Genomic DNA, 20,632 nt, shown 5'->3' with positions numbered 1-20,632 from the left:
AAACACGTTTCAATTTGGTTGCCGTGAACTTCCAGGTTACTCACGACAACCGATTGTTTGTTTCTAGTGATCTTCGCTTGCCAGACTCAGGTAAACGATGGTCAGCATCATGAAAATGAAGGCTTGCAGAGGCAGAACCAGAATGTGGAACACGGCCCAGGCAAAGTGCAACGGCAGCTGGAAGTAGCCGATAGTTGCGATCAGGATGAAGATAAGCTCACTGGCGTAAAGGTTACCGAACAAACGCAGCGCAAGTGATAATGGACGCGCCAGCAGGGTAACGGTTTCCAGAATAAAGTTAACTGGAATAAACGCCGGGTGATTAAACGGCTGCATAGTCAGTTCTTTAATAAAACCGCCAACACCTTTAATCTTGATGGAGTAGAAAATGATAAGTACAAACACACCCAGTGCTAACGCGAAGGTCAGGTTTAGGTCAGTGGTTGGTACTGCTTTATTGTATACATGGTGAGCATCAACACCTACCGACTCACCAATCAGGCCGGAAATGGTAGGGATAACGTCTACCGGAACCAGGTCCATCAGGTTCATCAGCAGTACCCATACAAAGATGGTCAGTGCTAATGGAGCGATTAAATCACTTTTACCGTGGAAGGTACTTTTAACGTTGTCATCGACAAACTCGATAACCATTTCGACAAATGCCTGCCACTTGGTTGGAACACCTGTGGTTGCTTTTTTTGCCGCAGAGCGGAACAAAAACAAAAACAGGAAACCTAAACCAATAGACCAAGCCAGTGTATCGATGTGCCATACCCAAAAACCAGCGTCAGCACAGTTCGCATTGAACGCGATGCCGCTGTCAGTGGTGCACATGGAGGCATTGGTCAAGTGGTGCTTGATATATTCTGAGGTAGTGTATTCAGATGCCATTGTTCAACCTAAAAAATTAAAGTTTAAAATTCTTTAACGGTTTCGTCTCTACGACCTTCGCCTTAGTTTCGTTAACACTAAGGACGACTCGTTTTATTTTTATCGTTAGTACTATCGTTGACGAAACAACGCCAGCCAGTAGCTGACGGTTGCTATTGCGAATCCGGCAAACACCGGAAGCGGTTCTAATTTGAATCCTGCGAAAGCAATAGCAAACAAAATTACTGTCGTTGCCAGTTTTAATTTCGATCCCTGGCTAAAACTTTTCGTGACCAGTCTTAACTGACTCGCCCCGGCATATCTGAACGCAAACAATGCGAAAATCTGATTGGGTAAGATACTGATGATTGTACCCGCCGCAAAAGCTAAGGCTTTATCAACGGTACTCAACAACCCTGTTATGAGAATGAAAACCAGCGCGAAAACAATCTGAAAAAGCGCCGCCTTTTTGGCCACTGATTTTCCTTTGTCGGCCAAGTTTTTTGTCACATGTATTCTCTGGTTGTGAAACCCAACAAAAAGCGACAGAAGTATACTGTTTTAGCGATAGAATTCAACCGTTATAGATTTTTTGTATGTTATTGTGAAAATTTTCTGGGTCTATAACAGAAGGTCTGATGAGTTGACCAATAAATAGCCGTTCAAACGGCTATTTAATACGCGATAATATGCCGTCTAATTGATCAAGATCATTGAAATTGATAACCAACTTCCCTTTACCTTTTGCGTTATGATCAATAGACACTTTAGCGCCAAGATTGTCAGACAGTTTATTTACCAGACTTTTCACATCAGGATCGATTTCTTTGGCAGGTTTGGGTTCGGCAGGCTCGAGAATTTTACGCACCAGTTTTTCGGTATCACGAACGGTCAGCGCCTTGCCAGACACAATTTGTGCAGCATCAGACTGAGATTCACCTTCCAGTGCAAGCAGGGCACGCGCATGACCCATTTCGATATCACCGTGTTCAACCAGTAGTTTTACGTCCTCGTTGAGGTTATTCAATCGCAACAGATTGGTTACCGTTGTCCGTGACTTACCTACGGCTTCAGCGACTTCCTGATGGGTCAGTTCGAATTCGTTCATCAGACGGTCAAGTGCCTGAGCCTCTTCCATTGCATTGAGATCTTCGCGCTGAATGTTTTCGATTAACGCTATCGCCACCGCGGCTTCATCGGCCACTTCTTTAATCAGACAGGGCACAATATCAAGCTGCGCCAGTTGAGCCGCGCGCCAGCGACGTTCACCAGCAATGATTTCGTATTTGTCAGCACTTACTGACCTGACAACAATTGGCTGAATTACTCCCTGAGAACGAATAGAAGACGCAAGTTCCTCTAACGCTTCGGGTGACATGTCTTTACGCGGTTGATACTTACCAGGCTGCAAAAATTCGATTGGGAGTTTTTTTAATTCACTGTTTTGTGAAGTTGTGGCGTCGCCATCGTCGTTGCGGGAGGCAGACTGACTGGTAGCTAACAGCGCATCCAATCCACGTCCTAATCCTCTTCTTTTTGCTGACATAATATCCTCAATGCCTGAATGTTCTTTTTATTAACTTGCCTTGGCGGGCATTTCTGATGTTTTGTCCCGGCGACGTAAAATCTCACCGGCCAGTGCCAAATAAGCTTTGGCGCCGGTAGAGGATTTATCGTAATACATCGCAGGCGCTCCAAAGCTGGGCGCTTCGGCAAGGCGCACATTGCGCGGAATAACCGTACGGTAAACCTGTTCGCCAAAATGACGTTTTAACTGCTCAGAAACATCATTGGCCAGACGATTGCGAGGATCATACATTGTCCGCAGCACGCCTTCTATTTTTAATTGTGGATTTACCACCGACGCCAGCTTCTGGATAGTATCCATCAGTGCAGTTAAGCCCTCCAATGCATAATATTCACACTGCATAGGCACTAAAATCGAATCGGCGGCCGCCAGTGCATTCACCGTCAGCAGGTTTAACGATGGCGGACAATCAATAAAGATAAAATCGTAATAATCGCGCACCGATTGCAACGCATTACGTAACCGCACCTCACGGGCAAACTGCTCCATTAGCTTAATTTCAGCCGCTGTCACATCACCATTTGCCGCGATCAGGTCATATTTGCCTGAGGTATTTTTGATGATGACTTCATCAACCGGCTTGTCTTCAATCAGCATTTCATAGCTGGTTGCATCTACTTCGTACTTGTCGACACCACTCCCCATGGTGGCGTTGCCCTGGGGATCCAGGTCAATCAGCAACACTTTACGCTTAGTGGCAGCCATTGACGCAGATACGTTTACCGCCGTTGTAGTTTTACCCACACCGCCCTTTTGATTTGCGATTGCAATTACTTTAGCCACGTTTGATCCCAACTATGATTTTTGAACCGTCAGCAGATGACGTTCGCCCTCGAGGCCCGGTACAAATAACTCTACAGATGATTCCAGAGTAAAGGTATCAGGAATTGCAGCGATTTCGTCGGTCGGATACTGGCCTTTCAATGCCAGAAACTTACCTTGAGAATCTACCAGATGCTGACACCAGTGCAACATATCTTTTAGCGACGCAAAAGCACGACTCAATACTGCATCATAGTACTGCTCAGGGATGTGTTCCTCAACCCGACTCTGAATTGGCGTGACATTCACCAGTTTCATCTCATAGGCACATTGTTTCATAAAACGCACCCGTTTGCCCAAACTATCGAGCAATGTGAATTGTTTATCCGGGCAGGCTATAGCCAGTGGGATCCCCGGTAAACCAGGACCTGTACCAACATCGATATAGCGTTGCCCGGTCAGAAATGGCGCCACAGCCAAAGAGTCCAGGATGTGTTTAACCATCATTTGCTCGGGGTCGCGCACCGAGGTTAAGTTAAACGCCTTGTTCCACTTATGAATGCGTTCAACATAGTCAAGCAACAGTGTTTGTTGTTCCTCAGACAGCACCAATGACATGGCATCAATACCGTCACTCAGGATGGTAGCTAATTTTTCTCGATCAAAACTCATTTAGGCAGACTGCTTTTCGTGTTTGCGTAACATGCCGTGCTTTTTCAGATAAACCAGCAACAGCGAAATTGCCGCCGGCGTAATACCTGAAATACGTGCGGCCTTACCGATTGTCTCCGGACGAGCATCGGTAAGTTTGGCAACCACTTCGTTGGATAGTCCGGATATTTTACTGTAATCAAAGTCAGCAGGTAACAGGGTATTTTCATGACGCTGGGTTTTCGCTATTTCATCTAACTGCCGTGCAATGTAACCCGCATATTTAATTTGGATTTCTACCTGTTCTGCGGCAATCGGATCGGCAAGGCCCGGCCCTAACGACGCAATGCTCATCAGTGACTCGTAGGTCATTTCAGGTCGACGGATCAGCTCTTCCAGTGAATGCTCGCGGCTTACCGGATTCTTGAGCAGCGTATTTAACTCAGCTACCGCTGCATGTTCCGGATGGATCCACTGTCCTCGCAGACGCTGTTGTTCCTGTTCAACCGCTTCCATTTTGGTATTAAACGCCTGCCAGCGTGCATCATCCACCAGCCCGATATCCCGACCAATAGCCGTTAAACGCATATCCGCATTGTCTTCACGCAATAACAGACGATATTCAGCGCGGCTGGTAAACATCCGATAGGGTTCTTTGGTACCCATGGTTGCCAGATCGTCGATCAACACGCCCATGTAGGCCTGATCCCGACGCAGGATCAAAGGATCCTTCTGCTGAATTTGTAACGCCGCATTTGCTCCCGCAATTAAACCTTGGGCTCCCGCTTCTTCGTAACCGGTTGTACCGTTGATTTGCCCGGCAAAAAACAGGCCCTTAATAAACTTGGTTTCCAGAGTTTGTTTCAGGTCGCGCGGGTCAAAGAAATCATACTCTATGGCGTAGCCAGGGCGAATGATATGGGCATTCTCAAAGCCATTAATGGAATGAATCAGCGCTTCCTGAATATCAAAAGGCAGGCTGGTCGATATGCCATTTGGATACACTTCTATGCTATTGAGACCTTCTGGTTCAACAAAGATCTGATGCGAATTTTTATCCGCAAAACGTGTGATCTTATCTTCGATACTTGGGCAATAGCGTGGGCCAACCCCTTCAATCACACCGGTAAACATGGGCGAACGATCCAGCCCGCCGCGGATAATATCGTGGGTCTTTTCATTGGTATGCGTGATATAACACGGGATCTGCCTTGGGTGCATATCACGGCTGCCCATAAACGAAAATACCGGTTCTGGTGTATCACCAGGTTGTGGCTGCATTACATCAAAATTAAGTGAGCGGATATCCAGACGTGCAGGCGTACCGGTTTTTAAGCGATCCACTCTGAATGGCAATGCACGCAAACGCTCGGCTAACGCGATAGACGGCGGATCGCCTGCGCGACCGCCACGGTAGTTTTCCAGACCGATGTGAATAGTGCCACCAAGGAAGGTACCCACAGTCAGAACAACAGATTTAGCCCGGAATTTAAGCCCCATCTGGGTAACTACGCCGCATACCCGATCGTTTTCGACAATCAGATCATCACAGCTTTGCTGGAATAAAGTCAGGTTTGGCTGGTTTTCTACGATATTGCGGATCGCTTGTCGGTACAGACTGCGATCGGCCTGTGCACGAGTAGCTCTTACCGCCGGGCCCTTACTGGAATTAAGGGTTCTGAACTGGATACCGCCCTGATCAATTGCCAGTGCCATGGCACCACCTAAAGCATCGATCTCTTTTACCAGGTGGCCTTTGCCGATCCCACCAATGGCTGGGTTACACGACATCTGACCGATAGTTTCGACATTGTGGGTAAGCAGCAGAGTCCGCACGCCCATGCGCGCAGCAGCAAGTGCAGCTTCAGTGCCAGCGTGACCGCCGCCGACTACAATGACATCATAATCCTGCTGATAAAACATAGTTACCTCACTAATACGAAAGCGTTTAGCCAGTGGAGAAAAAAGGGCGCGTATTTTAGCTGAGTTCTTGGCTAATGAAAATGGTTAAATTTTCTACATTTTACGCCAATGCGGGAAAAGTTGATCGGCTTATTAATATATAGGATCTATGTAGATCTTTTATTTTTATATTTATTAGGGATCGCAAGATCTGTGAGTAAGTCATTTTTCCTTATTTAAAACATCAAATTACGCGATCAATAAGATCTGGATGACCCCGATCATAACCGTTATGGGATCCTGTGTATAAGGCCCTGTTTTATCCACATAGCAATATCGACCGGATCTTATCAAAACAGAGATCAAAGCTTGTACACAGCTACTTCTAAGAGGTTATGCACAGCAGTGATCTAGCTTTGATCTAGCTGGGGATAAGTTGTTTAATAGATCCAGGATCCGATCGGTTGTTACCGCATATTATAAGGCTTATAGCGCTATTTTACTGTGGAAAAGAGTTATTCAGATCGCACGGGGATAAGATCCAGTGATCACATTAGCTAAGTGATCATAAAAATTGAAAAGAGCGTGTGCGAGTACATAAATGATAAAGCGGTCTGCGCTAAGCGGTAAAAAATAGCCGGGATTAGTTACCCGACACAACATACAAAAACGCCGTACAAAGCAGTGTACGGCGTTTCAGACACAAACTGACGTTGTATTAACGTACCTGATTAGGTTGATAGCGTGGCGCTGCTGCGACCTGATCTTCTTCGTCCAGAATAAGTCCTTTACGGCGACTCGGTCCGGAAAACCGCACTTTGTAGGTATCGTATTCTTTGATCGACTCAAAACAATAGCGGCCCAGAGCGATCTCCAGATCGCCAAGGTTATGGTTAGTGATCAGAATACAATTTTTCTTGTTGACCAAACGTTGACGCAGCAGATTACCCAGCCAGCTTTGTGAGTTTTTCTTTAACACGGTCTCGTTTACACAGACTTCGTCGAGAATTAGCATATCGACATCCAGCAATTCCTGATGCGCTTCGCGAAACTTCTGGCCGGCGTTGTCCTGAGAACCGAAGTCATAAGCAGAGTGACGCATTTCCAGCAGTGTCGACAGCTGGCGATAAAGTACAGTTACTTCAAACTGGTCAATAAGCTGATGGGCAATGGCGCCGGCAATATGGGATTTACCACGGCCGTAATCGCCATAAAAGATCATCATGTGAGAACCGGCATCACGCCAGGCTTTGTCCTCGTGCGCAGCGATAAAGGATTGAGCAATGCTTACCGCTTCTACTACATCATCGCTGTCTTCAATGAGGTTAGCGAAGGTCCAGCGAGGATTAAGATCAGAACGGCCATGCAGCATTTCGATTCGCTGCTTTTTGGTTTGTTGCTGTAACTGAGCAATTTCTTTATTGGCCTGGGTTTCATATTGCTTACGTAAGGTCTTGTAATCAATATATTCAGATTCATTAGGTACGGCTTTACCCAGGGTTCTGGCCAGTGAATTGAGTTTATCTTTGAATGAATCCATGATTAATGGTTACCCGGTTTAGTGGCGTATTTAGCAACAAGTTTACGGGCATTATCATCTGCTTCTATGCCAGGTTCAACTTTCACTACCTGATTGCCGACTTTTTTGGTTGCCTGATAGCCCTTGGCAGTACGTCTGTTTTTAAGGGCGTAGGTGAATTTTTGTGTCCACTGGTAATTACTGAATACGGCTTCAGGTCTGCCCAGCCAATAGGCGACAAACTCGCCAATGTCCTGTTCTTCGTAGCTTTTGTCGATCAACCCTATCAGGCTGGCGATATCTTCAAACAGCTGGGATTCTGGCTGCCAGTCGCGGTGCATTGAGTAATGCTGTTGATGAAATGGCTGGTAACTTTTAGCGGTGTTTATTAAGGGTAACAACAGCTGTTTACCGTTTAATGAGCTGTCCAGACTAAGCGATTCAGGTATGGTTACCAGACCCGCCTGGGCCAGTTCGTCTATTAGTGGGTTTATTTCCCTGCCACGGCTAACCGGATTCTGTTGGGGATCGCCGTTTATTAGTGCCATGATTTCTTTATAGAGCAAGGGTTTGGACAACAGCGTGTCCTTATTGGCGTCCGGACGCAGCAGCAGACAATAAATAACCCTTGCCGCGTTGCTTAGGGGCGCGGTAAGGGCATTAAGTTCGGCCTGGGTAAACATTTAGTCCAGCGTATCTAGGATCGGTTCCAGCCATTCTACGGCGCGATCTTCCGGAATAGGGTGGTGTAATACATCAATATGCAATGGTTCAGCCATTAGTTTAGCCCCACCTTTGGTTAACAACGTTTCCATGGCGATAGCACCATAGCAGTAGGTGTCGTAGCTACTGTCGCCAAGACCCACAACAAAAAATTCGATGTCGCTAAGGTCTTCACCTTCGAGCTGTGCAGCAAAGGGCTTAATATTGTCTGGTAACTCACCGGCACCATGGGTTGAGGTGCAAATAAACCAGGTTGAATCTTCGTCAATATCGGCAATGTCTGGCTGGGTGAGAATGGTAGCTTTATAACCACGGGCACGCAGCGTTTCAGCTATGGCGTCAGCGACATATTCACTGGCACCCAGCACAGAACCTACTAGTAACGTAAAGTGACGATCCATATTACTCCGGATAAACCAATTGGCAGTTAAACAAAAGTGGCAGCATTATAGCAATAATCACTGCCGGGTAATATGTTTAGTCTTACTACCGGTTTATAAGATGGGTTATTTACCAATACAGAACGAACAAAAGATGCGCCCCAGCAGATCGTCGGAGGTAAATTCGCCGGTAATCTCCGTAAGTGCCTGATGGGCAAGACGGAGTTCTTCAGCTAATAGTTCGCCGGCGAGGTTGTCGTGCAGTTGTTGCTCGCCAATTTGCAGGTGCTCCAGTGCGGTATCAATAGCATCGATATGACGTCGCCGGGCAATAAACTGACCTTCGGTGGTGGTATCCAGTCCGATACTGGCGGCCAGATGTTCCCGTAATACATCAACACCGGCACCGGTGCTGGCAGACAACGAAATAGTAGTAAAGGTACCGTGGGCGGATGAAACCTGCTGAAGCTGAATATCATCACCGGTTTTATCTGCCTTATTGCGGATCACCGTAACGGGCATACCCGCTGGTAATTGCTGCATAAATTCAGGCCAGATCAGGTAAGGATCGATGGCTTGTGACTCGGTACTGTCAACCACAAACAGCACCCGGTCGGCCTGATTTATAGCCTCCCAGGCGCGGGCGATGCCTATTTGTTCCACCTTATCGGGACTGTCGCGCAGGCCTGCGGTATCGATAATGTGTAATGGCATACCGTTAATGTGGATATGTTCTTTGAGTACATCACGAGTGGTACCGGCGATATCGGTAACAATGGCACTTTCGCGACCGGCCAGTGCGTTCAGCAGACTCGACTTTCCGGCATTAGGCTTACCGGCAATAACTACCTGCATGCCTTCACGGAGTAAGGAGCCTTGTTTAGCCTGACCTCTTACCTTGTTCACCTGAGTGAGAATAGCTGTGAGATCATTACTGACTTTACCGTCGGATAAGAAATCGATCTCTTCATCGGGAAAATCGATAGCAGCTTCAACATACATTCGTAAATGAATAATCGCTTCGCTGAGATAATTTATTTGCGCCGAAAACTCACCTTGCAGTGACCGCAGAGCGCTTTTGGCAGCCTGTTGTGAACTGGCATCAATTAAATCAGCAATGGCTTCGGCCTGGGCCAAATCCAGTTTGTCGTTCAAGAATGCCTGTTCACTAAACTCGCCCGGTCTTGCCAGGCGAACGCCTGGTACAGCCAGGATAGCCTCTAACAGCATGTCGATAATGACCGGTCCACCGTGGCCCTGAAATTCAACGACATCCTCACCCGTAAAAGAATGGGGATTGTTAAAATAGATGGCGATGCCCTGATCGATTATATCGCCCTCGCGATTATAAAAGTCGGTATAAGTTGCCTGGCGTGGTGAAAGCGGAACTCTCAGCAATGACTCAGCCACGGTTAACGCCAGTGGGCCGGAAACCCTCACAATACCAACGCCGCCCCGTCCGGGAGGGGTAGCTTGTGCAACAATGGTGTCGGTGTGGCTGATAGTCATAAATACGGCCTGTGCGATTAATCTCTGAAGTTATTAAACTGGAAAGGTTGGCCGAGTTCGGCTTGTCTTACCAACTGCATGACTTCCTGTAAGTCGTCACGTTTTTTGCCAGTGACACGTAACTGATCGCCCTGAATCGCAGTTTGTACTTTGATTTTGGCGTCTTTTACCAGTTTTACAATTTTCTTGGCCACAGCTTGTTCAATACCTTCTTTAAAGGCAATAACCTGACGGTAGTTCTTCCCTGTTACGGTGTGCGGTTTACAATCAATGGCTGAGGTATCCAGATTGCGTTTTGCACAGGCGCTACGAAACATGGATTCCATCTGTTGTAACTGGAACTCTGCCTGGGCTGCCATCAGTACGGTTTTTTCCTTGTACTCAAAGCTGGCTTCAACACCACGGAAATCAAAACGGGTCGACAGTTCGCGGTTGGCGTTTTCCGTCGCGTTACGGACTTCTTCCATATTTATTTCTGAAACAATATCAAATGAAGGCATGGTTGTGCTCTCCTGTTAACAAAAGCCCGCATGAATGCGGGCTTAAAGACTTGTGTAAATCGTTATTAATTACTTAATGCCGCGCTTTTCCATTGAGGCATAAATCATTTTCGCCTGCACCAGGGTAATCACGTTACTGATAAACCAGTACAGTACCAGACCGGCCGGGAACCAGATGAAAAAGATACTCATTGCTACTGGCATCCATTGCATGATTTTTTGCTGCATCGGGTCGGTCATGGTAGTGGGTTGCAGCTTTTGCAGCATCCACATACTTGCACCTGTTAATACCGGTAATACGAAGTAAGGGTCCATTACCGACAGGTCAGTGATCCACAGAATAAAGTCAGCGTGACGTAATTCCACACTTTCCAGCAGTACCCAGTAAAGGGCCAGGAAGATTGGCATTTGCAGCAGAAGCGGGAAGCAGCCACCCATCGGGTTCACCTTTTCCTTCTTGTAAAGCTCCATCATGGCCTGAGACATTTTTTGACGATCATCGCCAAACCGGTCTTTCAGCTGCTGCATCTTAGGTGCCAGATTACGCATTTTAGCCATTGATTCGTATTGCTTTTTGGTTAGCCAGTACATGGCACCCTTAACAATAATCGTAATCAGGATAATGGCTAAGCCCCAGTTGCCTACCAGACCGTGAAGGAACTTAAGTAAGCCAAACAGCGGCTTGGATATCCACCATAGCACGCCGTAATCAACCGTTAGATCCAAACCGCGAGCCAGTTGTTCCAGCTTATCCTGATCCTTGGGACCCAGATACAGTGTACTGTTTAATTCAATTGCCTTGCCGGATTCTACGCTGGTTGCTTCGCCGGTATAGCCAATAATGGCATACTGACCACCGACTAAGCGGCTATACAGTGAGTTAGTTTCACTTTGTGGCGGTACCCAGGCCGAAATAAAGTAATGCTCCAGCATACTTACCCAGCCACCCACTGTGTTTTCACGCAGCGGATCATCTTCGATATCACCAAAAGAGTATTTATTGTAACGATCATCTGCTGTACCAAATGCCGCACCGCGATAGGTTGGCATAAACATGTTGCCGCCTTTTTGCTCGGCAGTGGTTTGCTTAAGCTGAGCATATTGCTGGAACTGCGCAGTCTGACCAGAGTTGTTAGTAATGGTGTAGCTAACTTTTACATCGTTGTGGTCACGGGTGAAGATAAAGGTTTTGGTAACGCTGATACCGTCATTGCTAGACCAGGTAATTGGCACTTGCAGGGTGTCGCCGGTAAGTTCATAAGAAGATGCCGCGGCCTGATATAACGGACGTCCCTGAGGGCTGCCATCCGGACCGTTTGCACCGACTAAACCACTTTGCGCAACATAAAGACCATTGTTTGCACGTAATAAGCTAAAAGGTTCATCAGAACCCTGAGTCACTGGAAATTTGACCAGGTCCGCATGGATAACGTCACCGCCCACCAGGCTGATAACAACATTCAGCGTATCGGTTTTAACCGAAATACTTTGTTGTGTGTTGTTAGACGCTGTCGCCTGCGGCAATGTGTCACTTACCGCAACAGGGACATCTTCGTCAGTGCCGTTGGCCGTGGTTACCGGGGAGGCTGAAGGTACGCCTGCGGGTACGCTATCAGCCATGTCCTGTGATACAGGCTGCACAGGTTGTGGTCCATAGGCTTCATGCCATTGTTGCCAAAGCAAATAACTAACAAATGCTAAGGCAATAATCAGAATACTTCGTTGCGATTCCATACTGGTCTCTTTTAATTTGAGTGTTTATTGTCTTGTTTATGTTCGGGTACCGGATCGTATCCGCCAGGGTGCAAAGGGTGGCATTTTAATATGCGTTTGATAGATAACCAACCGCCAATTAGCAATCCGTGCGATTTTAATGCATTTAATGCATAAACCGAACAACTTGGATGAAAGCGACAACGCTGGCCGAGCACCGGTGAGATAAATAACCGGTAAAAGTAAATAAGTCCCAGAGGCAGTGCAATTAGCCCGTAGTGCAGCGCTTTTCGAGCTTTTTCCATAACTTTTCCAACGTGACAAAGACTTCTTCATTCGACAGTTTATCGGCGCCGGTTTTACCAACCACGATAATATCGATACTGGGTAGCTGTTGTGCGCGATGTCGAAAGCTTTCGCGAATTAAGCGTTTAATACGGTTGCGCTGGTTCGCTTTGCGAATGCGTTTTTTGGCTAAAGTTATGCCAATACGAGGATGGTTTAGCTGATTATGTCTGGCGAGAACCGTAAAACACGGTGATACTGCAGGAGTAGCGTTATCAAAAACATAGGTAAAGTGGGAGGGAGTAAGAAGCCTTAACTCCCGGGAAAACTGGTTTTCGCCCACTTTTGGTAAATACCATTAAGCAGAAAGGCGAGCACGACCCTTTGCACGGCGAGCGGCTAGTACTTTACGACCGTTTTTAGTCGCCATACGAGCACGGAAACCGTGAGAGCGTTTACGCTTTAGGTTACTCGGTTGAAACGTTCTTTTCATGACCAAAGTCTCACTTTTACGTGGTTAAACATACTTATTGTAACTGCCCAATAATAGACGCGCTACAAAAGGACGCTGAATTCTAGAGATCTCTTAGGGCGATGTCAATGGCAAAGGCATTTAAACCCCTTATAAATATTAAAAATCCGCCAGAACACCGGATTATTTTATTTTGTGCTGTGAATAAATTTTTTCATAAATAATATTTATCCACAGTTTATCGTTGGATCCACCAAAAATTAGCTTTGTCAAGCATATGATCGGTTACTGATCGCCTATACAGGATCCTTGATCACGCTATTGAGATCTCGTTATAGCTTTATGTTTTTTCCTTTATAAACATTATATTAAGGTTTTTTCGATGGGCTTTTTTCGTGATCCCGATTTACTTTGGATCGAATAAGTAAGATAATCCACAAGCTAAATGGTCGATCAGCTGATTACTGTCAATTTACCCATTTTCTGTCGGTTTGTTACCTAAAGCCAGCCGCCGCTTTTTTACTCAATATAAAACAATAACAATAATAATAAAAATAAGGCCTCGAGCCATTACGGAGCATAATAATAAGATGTCTTTATGGAATCAGTGCCTGGAGCGTTTGCGTCAGGAACTCCCTACACAGCAGTTTGTTATGTGGATAAGACCACTAACGTCAGAACAAAATCAGGATGCTGTAACACTTTATGCTCCGAATCGATTCATTTTGGATTGGGTAAGAGAGAAGTACCGCGACAAGATCAATCAACTCTTTGTTGAGTTCAGTGCTGGCCAGCAAGCGCCACAGCTGCGTTTCGAGGTTGTTCAGCGGCGTAGTGCGGCGGTTCATACAAACAGTGTTGCCAGTGATCCCCAATTCGATCCGAACAGAGGATCATTGCGCGGATCCTCACCGGTTTCTACACCGCCACCTGTGGAACAGCAGCCGCCAGCGCCTAATTTCACCAGTCATAGTACACCCGCGGTCGAAAAACCAGCGGTTCGTGCTACTGTCAGTCAGCCGCCGGTGGTCAATCAAACGGTAAATAAGGTGATCCCGATCCCGGAAGGGGTGAGCCATAAAAGCAATATCAATCCGACATACCAGTTTGATAACTTTGTTGAGGGTAAATCTAACCAGTTAGCCCGGGCTGCGGCCAGTCAGGTGGCAAATAATCCCGGTGGCTCATATAACCCACTATTTATTTACGGTGGTACTGGTCTGGGTAAAACGCACTTACTGCATGCAGTGGGTAACGGGATCCTCAATACTAAACAAAACGCTAAGATCATTTATATGCATTCTGAGCGATTTGTTCAGGATATGGTAAAAGCATTGCAGAATAACGCTATTGAGGACTTTAAGCGGTTCTATCGTTCTGTTGATGCCTTACTTATCGATGATATTCAGTTTTTTGCTAATAAAGAACGCTCTCAGGAAGAATTCTTCCATACCTTTAACGCTTTGTTAGAAGGTAATCAGCAGATCATTCTTACCTCGGATCGCTACCCAAAAGAAATAGACGGGGTAGAGGATCGGTTGAAGTCCCGTTTTGGCTGGGGTTTAACTATAGCGATTGAGCCACCGGAATTAGAAACCCGGGTTGCCATTTTAATGCGTAAAGCGGCAGAAAATAATATTCAGTTACCCAACGAGGTTGCCTTCTTTATTGCTAAACGCTTACGGTCTAATGTTCGTGAGCTGGAAGGTGCACTCAATCGCGTTATTGCTAACGCCAACTTTACCGGGCGGCCTATTACTATCGATTTTGTCCGTGAAGCACTACGGGATCTTCTTGCGCTGCAGGAAAAGTTGGTTACCGTAGACAATATTCAAAAAACCGTTGCTGATTATTATAAAATCAAAGTATCTGATATTCTCTCAAAACGCAGGAGTCGTAGCGTAGCTCGGCCTCGTCAGGTTGCCATGGCATTAGCCAAAGAACTGACCAACCATAGTTTGCCGGAATTGGGCAATTTATTTGGTGGCAGAGATCACACGACAGTGCTCCACGCATGCCGTAAAATAGAGCAGCTAAAAGAAGAAAGTCATGATATAAAAGAAGACTATAAGAACTTGATAAGAACACTGTCTTCTTAATAGTAACCAACACAGGTGAGAAAAGAATTCGATGAACTTTACCATCAGCCGGGAAAACTTTTTACAACCACTACAACTCGTATCTGGGGCCGTAGAGAGACGACACACCCTGCCGATATTATCTAACGTTTTAATTAAGGTTAGTGAAGGCGCACTATGGTTAACGGGTACTGATTTAGAGGTAGAACTCATTTCCAGTACTCAATTGGAAGGGGATTTTGCCGAAGGTGAGATTACCGTTCCTGCCAAAAAGTTGTTTGATATCTGTCGTGGTTTATCTGACGGTACTGAAATCAATTTTTCCCTGGACGGCAATAAAGCGGTTATTCGCGCAGGCCGTGGTCGCTACACTTTATCTACGCTTTCTGCCAGCGATTACCCTAATCTCGAAGATTGGGAAGGCGAAGTCGAATTTGAAGTTTCCGGTAGCAATCTCAAGCGTCTGATAGATAGTGTTCATTTTTCTATGGCGCAGCAGGACGTTCGTTATTACCTCAACGGTATGTCTCTGGAAACCGAAGAGAACCTGGTAAGAACTGTCGCAACAGACGGCCATCGTCTGGCCTTGTGTCGACTGGATTACACCGCTGCGGCATTGCCTGCTCGCCAGGTCATTATTCCTCGTAAAGGTGTACTGGAAATTTCTCGTTTAATCGAAGACGACGAAAAGCTACTGAAGATTCAAATTGGTGCTAACCATATCAGAATGTTCTCAAGCGATTTTATTTTTACCAGTAAATTGGTTGATGGCCGTTTCCCTGATTATCGTCGGGTCTTGCCAAAAGACGGTGATAAAGTCATTTTAGCTCGCAAAGATATTTTGAAAGATGCTTTCTCCCGTGCCGCTATTTTGTCTAACGAGAAGTTTCGTGGTGTTCGGTTAAACATCTCTTCGGGCGAGTTAAAAATTACCGCGAATAACCCAGAGCAGGAAGAAGCTGAAGAAATTGTTGATATCGACTATCAGGGCGATTCGCTGGAGATCGGTTTTAACGTTGCTTACCTGATTGATGTGCTCAATTCAATCGGCTCAAATAATGTTAAAATAAATCTGATGGATGCTAATTCCAGCGCTCTGATAGAAGACGCCGATGACAGTGCCGCGCTTTACGTTATTATGCCGATGCGGTTGTAATTTATTTGCCTGCTATTAGACGTTTTCACCAATTGCCGAATACTTGTATTCGGCATTGTTGATTTTAACCCCTGCATTTTTATGTCATTTTGACGTTAAGTTCGCTTTTATGATTTTGAATAAGGTACAGCTGACTAAGTTTCGAAACTTCGAATCTGTACAATTCAGTCCCTCACCATCCCTGAGCATTATCACCGGCAAAAACGGCAGCGGTAAATCGTCTCTCCTCGAGGCGTTGCATTATCTTGGCTACGGCAGGTCATTCAGGACATCTAAACATCAATCTGTGATCAAGCACGATAACGATGCTTTCACTATCTTCGCCAGCTGTAAAAACGATGATGATAAGGAATTCCGAATTGGTTTATCCAGAGGTATCGGCGAACAGTTTAAATGTAGTGTGAATGGCGAACATTTTAAGCGTCTAAGTGATTTAGTTAGCTTACTGCCGATACAGTTATTTACGCCGCAAAGTACCGATTTAGTGATTGGTTCGCCATCTGAGCGAAGACGATTTTGCGATTGGGGGTTGTTCCACGTGGAACAATCTTATTCTGAGTTAATTAAAAACTACAGTAAGGTACTTAAGCATCGCAATGCGCTGCTAAAGGACTATAATGGACAATCAGCTCAACATAATACGGATTACTGGGATCAACAATTAGTCTCGTTAGGGGAGCGTATAGATGCCCTACGCAGCGATTACGTGACGCGGTTAGTGCCAATATTTGAAAGCACTTGTTTGCAATTTCTACCTGAGTTTTCCGTGGAAATTTCGTATTATAGGGGCTGGGAAAAAGACAGTGAATTGTTGCAGGCTCTGCACAAGAAACTGCCTTACGATAGAAAAATTGGATATACCTCTGCGGGACCGCATAAAGCAGATTTGCGTTTTAAGGTGAACAAAAACCAAGCCCAGGAAGTACTATCGCGCGGTCAACTAAGAATGGCCGTGGCAGCATTACAGCTAGCGCAAACCAAACTGTTTACGCTGGAAACCAACAGACACAGTATCTTTTTGCTTGATGATATTGGTGCTGAGTTAGATGCAGAAAAAAGAGAACGATTCATTGATGGTTTGCTCGAAACGCAAACGCAAGTGTTTGTGACAGCCATAGAGCTGGAGCAACTTGAATTCGTAAATAAATATAAAGACAAAAAAATGTTTCACGTGGAACATAGCAGCGTGAACGAGGAGTAAAACTGAATGTCAGAACAGAACAATTATGATTCTTCCAGTATTAAAGTTCTGAAAGGATTGGACGCAGTACGGAAGCGTCCCGGCATGTACATCGGTGATACCGATGATGGAACCGGCTTACACCACATGGTGTTCGAAGTCGTAGATAACTCTATTGACGAAGCGCTAGCAGGTTACTGTTCTGAAATTAATGTTCAAATTCACACCGACGGTTCGGTTTCTGTATCAGATAATGGCCGTGGTATTCCTACTGCTATGCACCCTGAGGAAGGTGTTTCTGCAGCAGAAGTAATCATGACGGTACTGCACGCCGGTGGTAAGTTTGACGACAACTCTTATAAAGTTTCTGGTGGTCTTCACGGCGTAGGTGTATCCGTGGTAAACGCACTGTCACGCAAGTTAAAGTTGACTATCCGGCGTGAAGGTAAGACCCACGAACAAGAGTATCAACACGGTGTACCTCAACAGCCACTAGGTGTAATTGGTGATACTGATAAGACCGGTACTGCAGTACGGTTTTGGCCGAGCACAGATACTTTCTCAGACGTTGAATTCCACTATGAAATTTTGGCTAAACGCCTTCGTGAACTGTCGTTTCTTAACTCTGGGGTGTCGATTAAATTAAAAGATGAGCGCGATGGCAAAGAAGACCACTTTCACTATGAAGGGGGTATTCAAGCCTTTGTTGAGTATCTGAACCGCAACAAAACGCCCATTCATCAAAAGGTATTTCACTTCTCAAGCGAAAGAGAAGATGGCATCTCTGTTGAAGTATCCATGCAATGGAACGATGGTTTCCAGGAAAACATTTACTGCTTTACCAACAATATTCCACAGCGTGATGGTGGTACCCACCTTGCAGGCTTCCGCGGAGCTTTAACCCGTACCCTGAATAACTACATGGAAAAAGAAGGGCTGAACAAAAAGGCCAAAACAGCTACCAGCGGTGACGATGCTCGTGAAGGTCTTACAGCTGTTGTATCGGTAAAAGTGCCTGATCCTAAGTTCTCTTCTCAGACTAAAGACAAGCTGGTTTCCTCAGAAGTACGCCCGGCAGTAGAGTCTGCAATGAACGAAAAACTGGCTGACTATCTTTTAGAGAATCCAACAGAAAGTAAGATTATTGCCAGCAAGATTATTGATGCAGCACGTGCCCGTGAGGCCGCTCGAAAGGCTCGTGAAATGACGCGCCGAAAAGGGGCTCTGGACCTGGCAGGTTTGCCAGGTAAATTGGCTGACTGTCAGGAAAAAGATCCTGCACTAAGCGAGCTGTACATAGTGGAGGGTGACTCTGCGGGTGGTTCAGCCAAGCAGGGTCGTAACCGTAAAAATCAGGCTATCCTGCCACTGAAAGGTAAGATCCTGAACGTTGAGAAAGCACGCTTTGATAAAATGCTGTCTTCTCAGGAAGTAGCGACCCTCATTACGGCATTGGGTTGTGGTATCGGCAGAGACGAGTACGACCCAGAGAAGCTGCGTTACCACAGCATTATTATAATGACGGATGCCGACGTAGACGGCTCACACATTCGTACATTGTTGCTGACTTTCTTTTATCGTCAAATGCCAGAAATCATTGAGCGTGGTTATGTGTATATTGCCCAGCCGCCACTCTATAAAGTGAAAAAAGGTAAGCAAGAACAGTATTTGAAGGACGACGAATCCTTAACAAAATACCTCACTGCAATCGCAATTGACGGGGCAGAGTTGTACACAACAGAAGACGCCTTACCCATTAAAGGGGTAGCGCTGGAAAGTCTGGTACAGCAATATCAGGGAATCGAGAAAATGATTTCTCGTATGTACCGCGTGATGCCTACCAGTCTTTGGTACAAGTTAATCTATACCAAAACGCTGTCTACCGACGATCTCACTGACGAAGCAAAACTGGCTTCATTCGCTACTGAATTTACCACAGCACTGGAAACACAAGAAACAGACGGTGCACTGTATAAGTATGAAATTAAACGTGATGCAGAACGCAGTGAGTACTACATTGCGATTATTATGCGTATGCATGGTATCGACTACGAATACAATCTGGGCCGGGACTTCATTGAGTCGGCAGAATATCAGCGTATTAAAGGCTTAAACGAAGCCATTAATGGCATGATGGAAGAGGACGCTTACATTAAACGTGGTGAGCGTAAAGAGTCTGTTGCTCAGTTTAAAGAAGCTCTGGACTGGTTAATGGGTGAAGCCAAACGTGGTCAGTACATCCAGCGTTATAAAGGACTGGGCGAGATGAACCCTGACCAGCTGTGGGAAACCACCATGGATCCGGAAAGTCGTCGCATGCTACAGGTAACCATCGAAGATGCGATTGCTTGTGACCAGTTGTTTACTACCTTGATGGGTGACCAGGTAGAGCCTCGTCGAGCCTTTATCGAAGCTAACGCACTTAACGTAGAGAACCTCGACGTATAGTCATTGGCTGAATTCCAGCTAGCATATTGAAAGAGAAAAGCCCGCTTAACAAAGCGGGCTTTTTGTTAGGACAAGAAGAAAAGAGGGATTACACAATTGCCAGTGTTGTTAGAAATCGGATTAATACCTCATCTTCTTCGAAAGACAATCCCAGTGAAAATCGACCGTCGTCGATTTGATGTTGATTTCGAATTAGCCCTTTAACAATAGTAGGTTCGTCAAAAGCGGTATTGATTTTAAGATAAACCGGCCCGGCTTTTATACTGGTACCCTGATGTTTTGCATCAACCTCGACCCGGCAACCGCTAGCGGAAATATCCTTGATAAAGCCAGTTAAGTAGGATTTTGATTCAAACACTGCCGTTGCCATCACACTGCTATTACGGTTACCAACACAAACCGGAATCTTGGGTATTACCCGGTTATCCTTGCGCAACGAAATACTCTCTACTCTTTGCGGAAATGAAATATACAGGATGTATCTGGGCCGGGAAGGGCTGGCAATAATCTAACTCTTAAAAGCAATACACTGACCAGCCTCGCCTTCAATTAGCATGCGGGCCACACAAATAGTACCGGATTTTAGTGGTGCTGAATGTTCAACGAACGCGGAAAGTGGCAGGGAAATAATGACAAAATTACTCTCGTCGTATCCAAGTAGTATTGTTTTGAGCCTGATTGGGACGACATCTGGACGAATCTGGAGATCGACTTGGTCTCCGGGCTTGAGGTGCTTAAAAGTGGCTATAACTTCAGCCCGTTGCTTGGCTGCCACATCTTGATCCGATACTTCTTTGGGTGACATCAGGTGTATCCTCGATACACAACACTTAAACCTTGGTTTACAACAACAAAATACCCGGATTTTCATTGTAAAACAATAAATTGGCGGA

The 20,632-nt window shown here is 45.8% G+C and carries 21 protein-coding genes; 4 read left to right on the top strand and 17 right to left on the bottom strand.

Translation table 11 applies throughout. The annotated features are described in order from the left end of the window. Positions 1-63 precede the first annotated feature (63 nt). The 15 genes from atpB to rpmH all read right to left on the bottom strand — a co-directional run bounded on the left by atpB (position 64) and on the right by rpmH (position 12,898). Complete coding sequence (gene atpB / locus BFC17_RS14765) at positions 64-894, bottom strand: F0F1 ATP synthase subunit A (RefSeq protein ID WP_070177267.1); 831 nt, start codon at positions 892-894, stop codon at positions 64-66. A 111-nt stretch (positions 895-1,005) separates the two neighbouring features. Then, a complete protein-coding gene (locus BFC17_RS14760) occupies positions 1,006-1,383 on the bottom strand; it encodes an ATP synthase subunit I (RefSeq protein ID WP_070177266.1) in 378 nt (125 codons plus the stop codon). A 160-nt stretch (positions 1,384-1,543) separates the two neighbouring features. After that, a complete protein-coding gene (locus BFC17_RS14755) occupies positions 1,544-2,419 on the bottom strand; it encodes a ParB/RepB/Spo0J family partition protein (RefSeq protein ID WP_070177265.1) in 876 nt (291 codons plus the stop codon). A gap of 30 nt (positions 2,420-2,449) precedes the next feature. Continuing rightward, positions 2,450-3,244: a ParA family protein gene (locus BFC17_RS14750; protein WP_070177940.1), complete on the bottom strand. Its 795-nt coding sequence runs from the start codon at positions 3,242-3,244 to the stop codon at positions 2,450-2,452. Positions 3,245-3,256: 12 nt separating this feature from the next. Beyond that, on the bottom strand, positions 3,257-3,895 hold the full coding sequence (gene rsmG / locus BFC17_RS14745; RefSeq protein WP_070177264.1) for a 16S rRNA (guanine(527)-N(7))-methyltransferase RsmG: 639 nt from the start codon (positions 3,893-3,895) through the stop codon (positions 3,257-3,259). Continuing rightward, a complete protein-coding gene (mnmG, locus tag BFC17_RS14740; protein ID WP_070177263.1) occupies positions 3,896-5,797 on the bottom strand; it encodes a tRNA uridine-5-carboxymethylaminomethyl(34) synthesis enzyme MnmG in 1,902 nt (633 codons plus the stop codon). Positions 5,798-6,494: 697 nt separating this feature from the next. Beyond that, positions 6,495-7,316, bottom strand: a complete 822-nt coding sequence (locus tag BFC17_RS14735) for an ATP-binding protein (RefSeq protein WP_070177262.1) — start codon at positions 7,314-7,316, stop codon at positions 6,495-6,497. Between the two features lie 2 nt (positions 7,317-7,318). Further along, positions 7,319-7,978, bottom strand: coding sequence for a DnaT-like ssDNA-binding domain-containing protein (locus BFC17_RS14730; protein ID WP_070177261.1), 660 nt, complete (start codon positions 7,976-7,978; stop codon positions 7,319-7,321). Then, positions 7,979-8,419: an FMN-binding protein MioC gene (mioC, locus tag BFC17_RS14725; RefSeq protein ID WP_070177260.1), complete on the bottom strand. Its 441-nt coding sequence runs from the start codon at positions 8,417-8,419 to the stop codon at positions 7,979-7,981. Between the two features lie 105 nt (positions 8,420-8,524). Next, positions 8,525-9,907 (bottom strand): tRNA uridine-5-carboxymethylaminomethyl(34) synthesis GTPase MnmE, encoded by a 1,383-nt coding sequence (mnmE, locus tag BFC17_RS14720; RefSeq protein WP_139142094.1) that lies wholly within the window; start codon positions 9,905-9,907, stop codon positions 8,525-8,527. A gap of 17 nt (positions 9,908-9,924) precedes the next feature. Further along, a complete protein-coding gene (locus BFC17_RS14715; protein WP_070177259.1) occupies positions 9,925-10,407 on the bottom strand; it encodes a YajQ family cyclic di-GMP-binding protein in 483 nt (160 codons plus the stop codon). 69 nt (positions 10,408-10,476) lie between these two features. Then, on the bottom strand, positions 10,477-12,141 hold the full coding sequence (gene yidC / locus BFC17_RS14710) for a membrane protein insertase YidC (protein ID WP_070177258.1): 1,665 nt from the start codon (positions 12,139-12,141) through the stop codon (positions 10,477-10,479). Between the two features lie 11 nt (positions 12,142-12,152). Continuing rightward, on the bottom strand, positions 12,153-12,425 hold the full coding sequence (gene yidD / locus BFC17_RS22310) for a membrane protein insertion efficiency factor YidD (protein WP_083271762.1): 273 nt from the start codon (positions 12,423-12,425) through the stop codon (positions 12,153-12,155). After that, positions 12,389-12,748, bottom strand: a complete 360-nt coding sequence (gene rnpA, locus BFC17_RS14705; RefSeq protein ID WP_070177257.1) for a ribonuclease P protein component — start codon at positions 12,746-12,748, stop codon at positions 12,389-12,391. The genes yidD and rnpA overlap by 37 nt, the downstream gene beginning before the upstream one ends. 15 nt (positions 12,749-12,763) lie before the next feature. After that, the gene (rpmH, locus tag BFC17_RS22305; protein ID WP_014290886.1) at positions 12,764-12,898 is read right to left on the bottom strand and encodes a 50S ribosomal protein L34; all 135 of its coding nucleotides are present in this window, start codon (positions 12,896-12,898) and stop codon (positions 12,764-12,766) included. A gap of 569 nt (positions 12,899-13,467) precedes the next feature. Between rpmH and dnaA the strand changes: the two genes are divergently transcribed. The 4 genes from dnaA to gyrB all read left to right on the top strand — a co-directional run bounded on the left by dnaA (position 13,468) and on the right by gyrB (position 19,739). After that, entirely contained in the window at positions 13,468-14,976 is a 1,509-nt protein-coding gene (gene dnaA, locus BFC17_RS14700) for a chromosomal replication initiator protein DnaA (protein ID WP_070177256.1), read from the top strand. Positions 14,977-15,007: 31 nt separating this feature from the next. Continuing rightward, positions 15,008-16,111 (top strand): DNA polymerase III subunit beta, encoded by a 1,104-nt coding sequence (dnaN, locus tag BFC17_RS14695; RefSeq protein ID WP_070177255.1) that lies wholly within the window; start codon positions 15,008-15,010, stop codon positions 16,109-16,111. A gap of 109 nt (positions 16,112-16,220) precedes the next feature. Then, positions 16,221-17,312, top strand: a complete 1,092-nt coding sequence (gene recF, locus BFC17_RS14690; protein WP_070177254.1) for a DNA replication/repair protein RecF — start codon at positions 16,221-16,223, stop codon at positions 17,310-17,312. A gap of 6 nt (positions 17,313-17,318) precedes the next feature. Then, complete coding sequence (gene gyrB, locus BFC17_RS14685; RefSeq protein ID WP_070177253.1) at positions 17,319-19,739, top strand: DNA topoisomerase (ATP-hydrolyzing) subunit B; 2,421 nt, start codon at positions 17,319-17,321, stop codon at positions 19,737-19,739. A gap of 88 nt (positions 19,740-19,827) precedes the next feature. Here the strand turns inward: gyrB and BFC17_RS14680 are convergent, their stop codons facing one another. Together BFC17_RS14680 and BFC17_RS22595 are read right to left on the bottom strand one after the other, a co-directional pair. Then, positions 19,828-20,175, bottom strand: a complete 348-nt coding sequence (locus tag BFC17_RS14680; protein ID WP_175439579.1) for a PilZ domain-containing protein — start codon at positions 20,173-20,175, stop codon at positions 19,828-19,830. A gap of 72 nt (positions 20,176-20,247) precedes the next feature. Beyond that, positions 20,248-20,544, bottom strand: a complete 297-nt coding sequence (locus BFC17_RS22595; protein ID WP_070177251.1) for a flagellar brake domain-containing protein — start codon at positions 20,542-20,544, stop codon at positions 20,248-20,250. Positions 20,545-20,632 lie beyond the last annotated feature (88 nt).

Source organism: Marisediminitalea lipolytica, from assembly GCF_001758465.1.
GTDB lineage: Bacteria > Pseudomonadota > Gammaproteobacteria > Enterobacterales > Alteromonadaceae > Alteromonas > Alteromonas lipolytica.
The sequence above is the reverse complement of the archived record's forward strand: the minus strand, read 5'-3'. Positions and strand labels throughout refer to the sequence as shown.

What these genes read in the sequence shown, in the direction of transcription:
- atpB (WP_070177267.1), bottom strand. Translation starts at nt 894, where the DNA reads ATGGCATCTGAATACACTACCTCAGAATATATCAAGCACCACTTGACC.
- BFC17_RS14755 (WP_070177265.1), bottom strand. Translation starts at nt 2,419, where the DNA reads ATGTCAGCAAAAAGAAGAGGATTAGGACGTGGATTGGATGCGCTGTTA.
- rsmG (WP_070177264.1), bottom strand. Translation starts at nt 3,895, where the DNA reads ATGAGTTTTGATCGAGAAAAATTAGCTACCATCCTGAGTGACGGTATT.
- mnmG (WP_070177263.1), bottom strand. Translation starts at nt 5,797, where the DNA reads ATGTTTTATCAGCAGGATTATGATGTCATTGTAGTCGGCGGCGGTCAC.
- BFC17_RS14735 (WP_070177262.1), bottom strand. Translation starts at nt 7,316, where the DNA reads ATGGATTCATTCAAAGATAAACTCAATTCACTGGCCAGAACCCTGGGT.
- BFC17_RS14730 (WP_070177261.1), bottom strand. Translation starts at nt 7,978, where the DNA reads ATGTTTACCCAGGCCGAACTTAATGCCCTTACCGCGCCCCTAAGCAAC.
- mioC (WP_070177260.1), bottom strand. Translation starts at nt 8,419, where the DNA reads ATGGATCGTCACTTTACGTTACTAGTAGGTTCTGTGCTGGGTGCCAGT.
- mnmE (WP_139142094.1), bottom strand. Translation starts at nt 9,907, where the DNA reads ATGACTATCAGCCACACCGACACCATTGTTGCACAAGCTACCCCTCCC.
- BFC17_RS14715 (WP_070177259.1), bottom strand. Translation starts at nt 10,407, where the DNA reads ATGCCTTCATTTGATATTGTTTCAGAAATAAATATGGAAGAAGTCCGT.
- yidC (WP_070177258.1), bottom strand. Translation starts at nt 12,141, where the DNA reads ATGGAATCGCAACGAAGTATTCTGATTATTGCCTTAGCATTTGTTAGT.
- yidD (WP_083271762.1), bottom strand. Translation starts at nt 12,425, where the DNA reads ATGGAAAAAGCTCGAAAAGCGCTGCACTACGGGCTAATTGCACTGCCT.
- rpmH (WP_014290886.1), bottom strand. Translation starts at nt 12,898, where the DNA reads ATGAAAAGAACGTTTCAACCGAGTAACCTAAAGCGTAAACGCTCTCAC.
- dnaA (WP_070177256.1), top strand. Translation starts at nt 13,468, where the DNA reads ATGTCTTTATGGAATCAGTGCCTGGAGCGTTTGCGTCAGGAACTCCCT.
- dnaN (WP_070177255.1), top strand. Translation starts at nt 15,008, where the DNA reads ATGAACTTTACCATCAGCCGGGAAAACTTTTTACAACCACTACAACTC.
- recF (WP_070177254.1), top strand. Translation starts at nt 16,221, where the DNA reads ATGATTTTGAATAAGGTACAGCTGACTAAGTTTCGAAACTTCGAATCT.
- gyrB (WP_070177253.1), top strand. Translation starts at nt 17,319, where the DNA reads ATGTCAGAACAGAACAATTATGATTCTTCCAGTATTAAAGTTCTGAAA.
- BFC17_RS22595 (WP_070177251.1), bottom strand. Translation starts at nt 20,544, where the DNA reads ATGTCACCCAAAGAAGTATCGGATCAAGATGTGGCAGCCAAGCAACGG.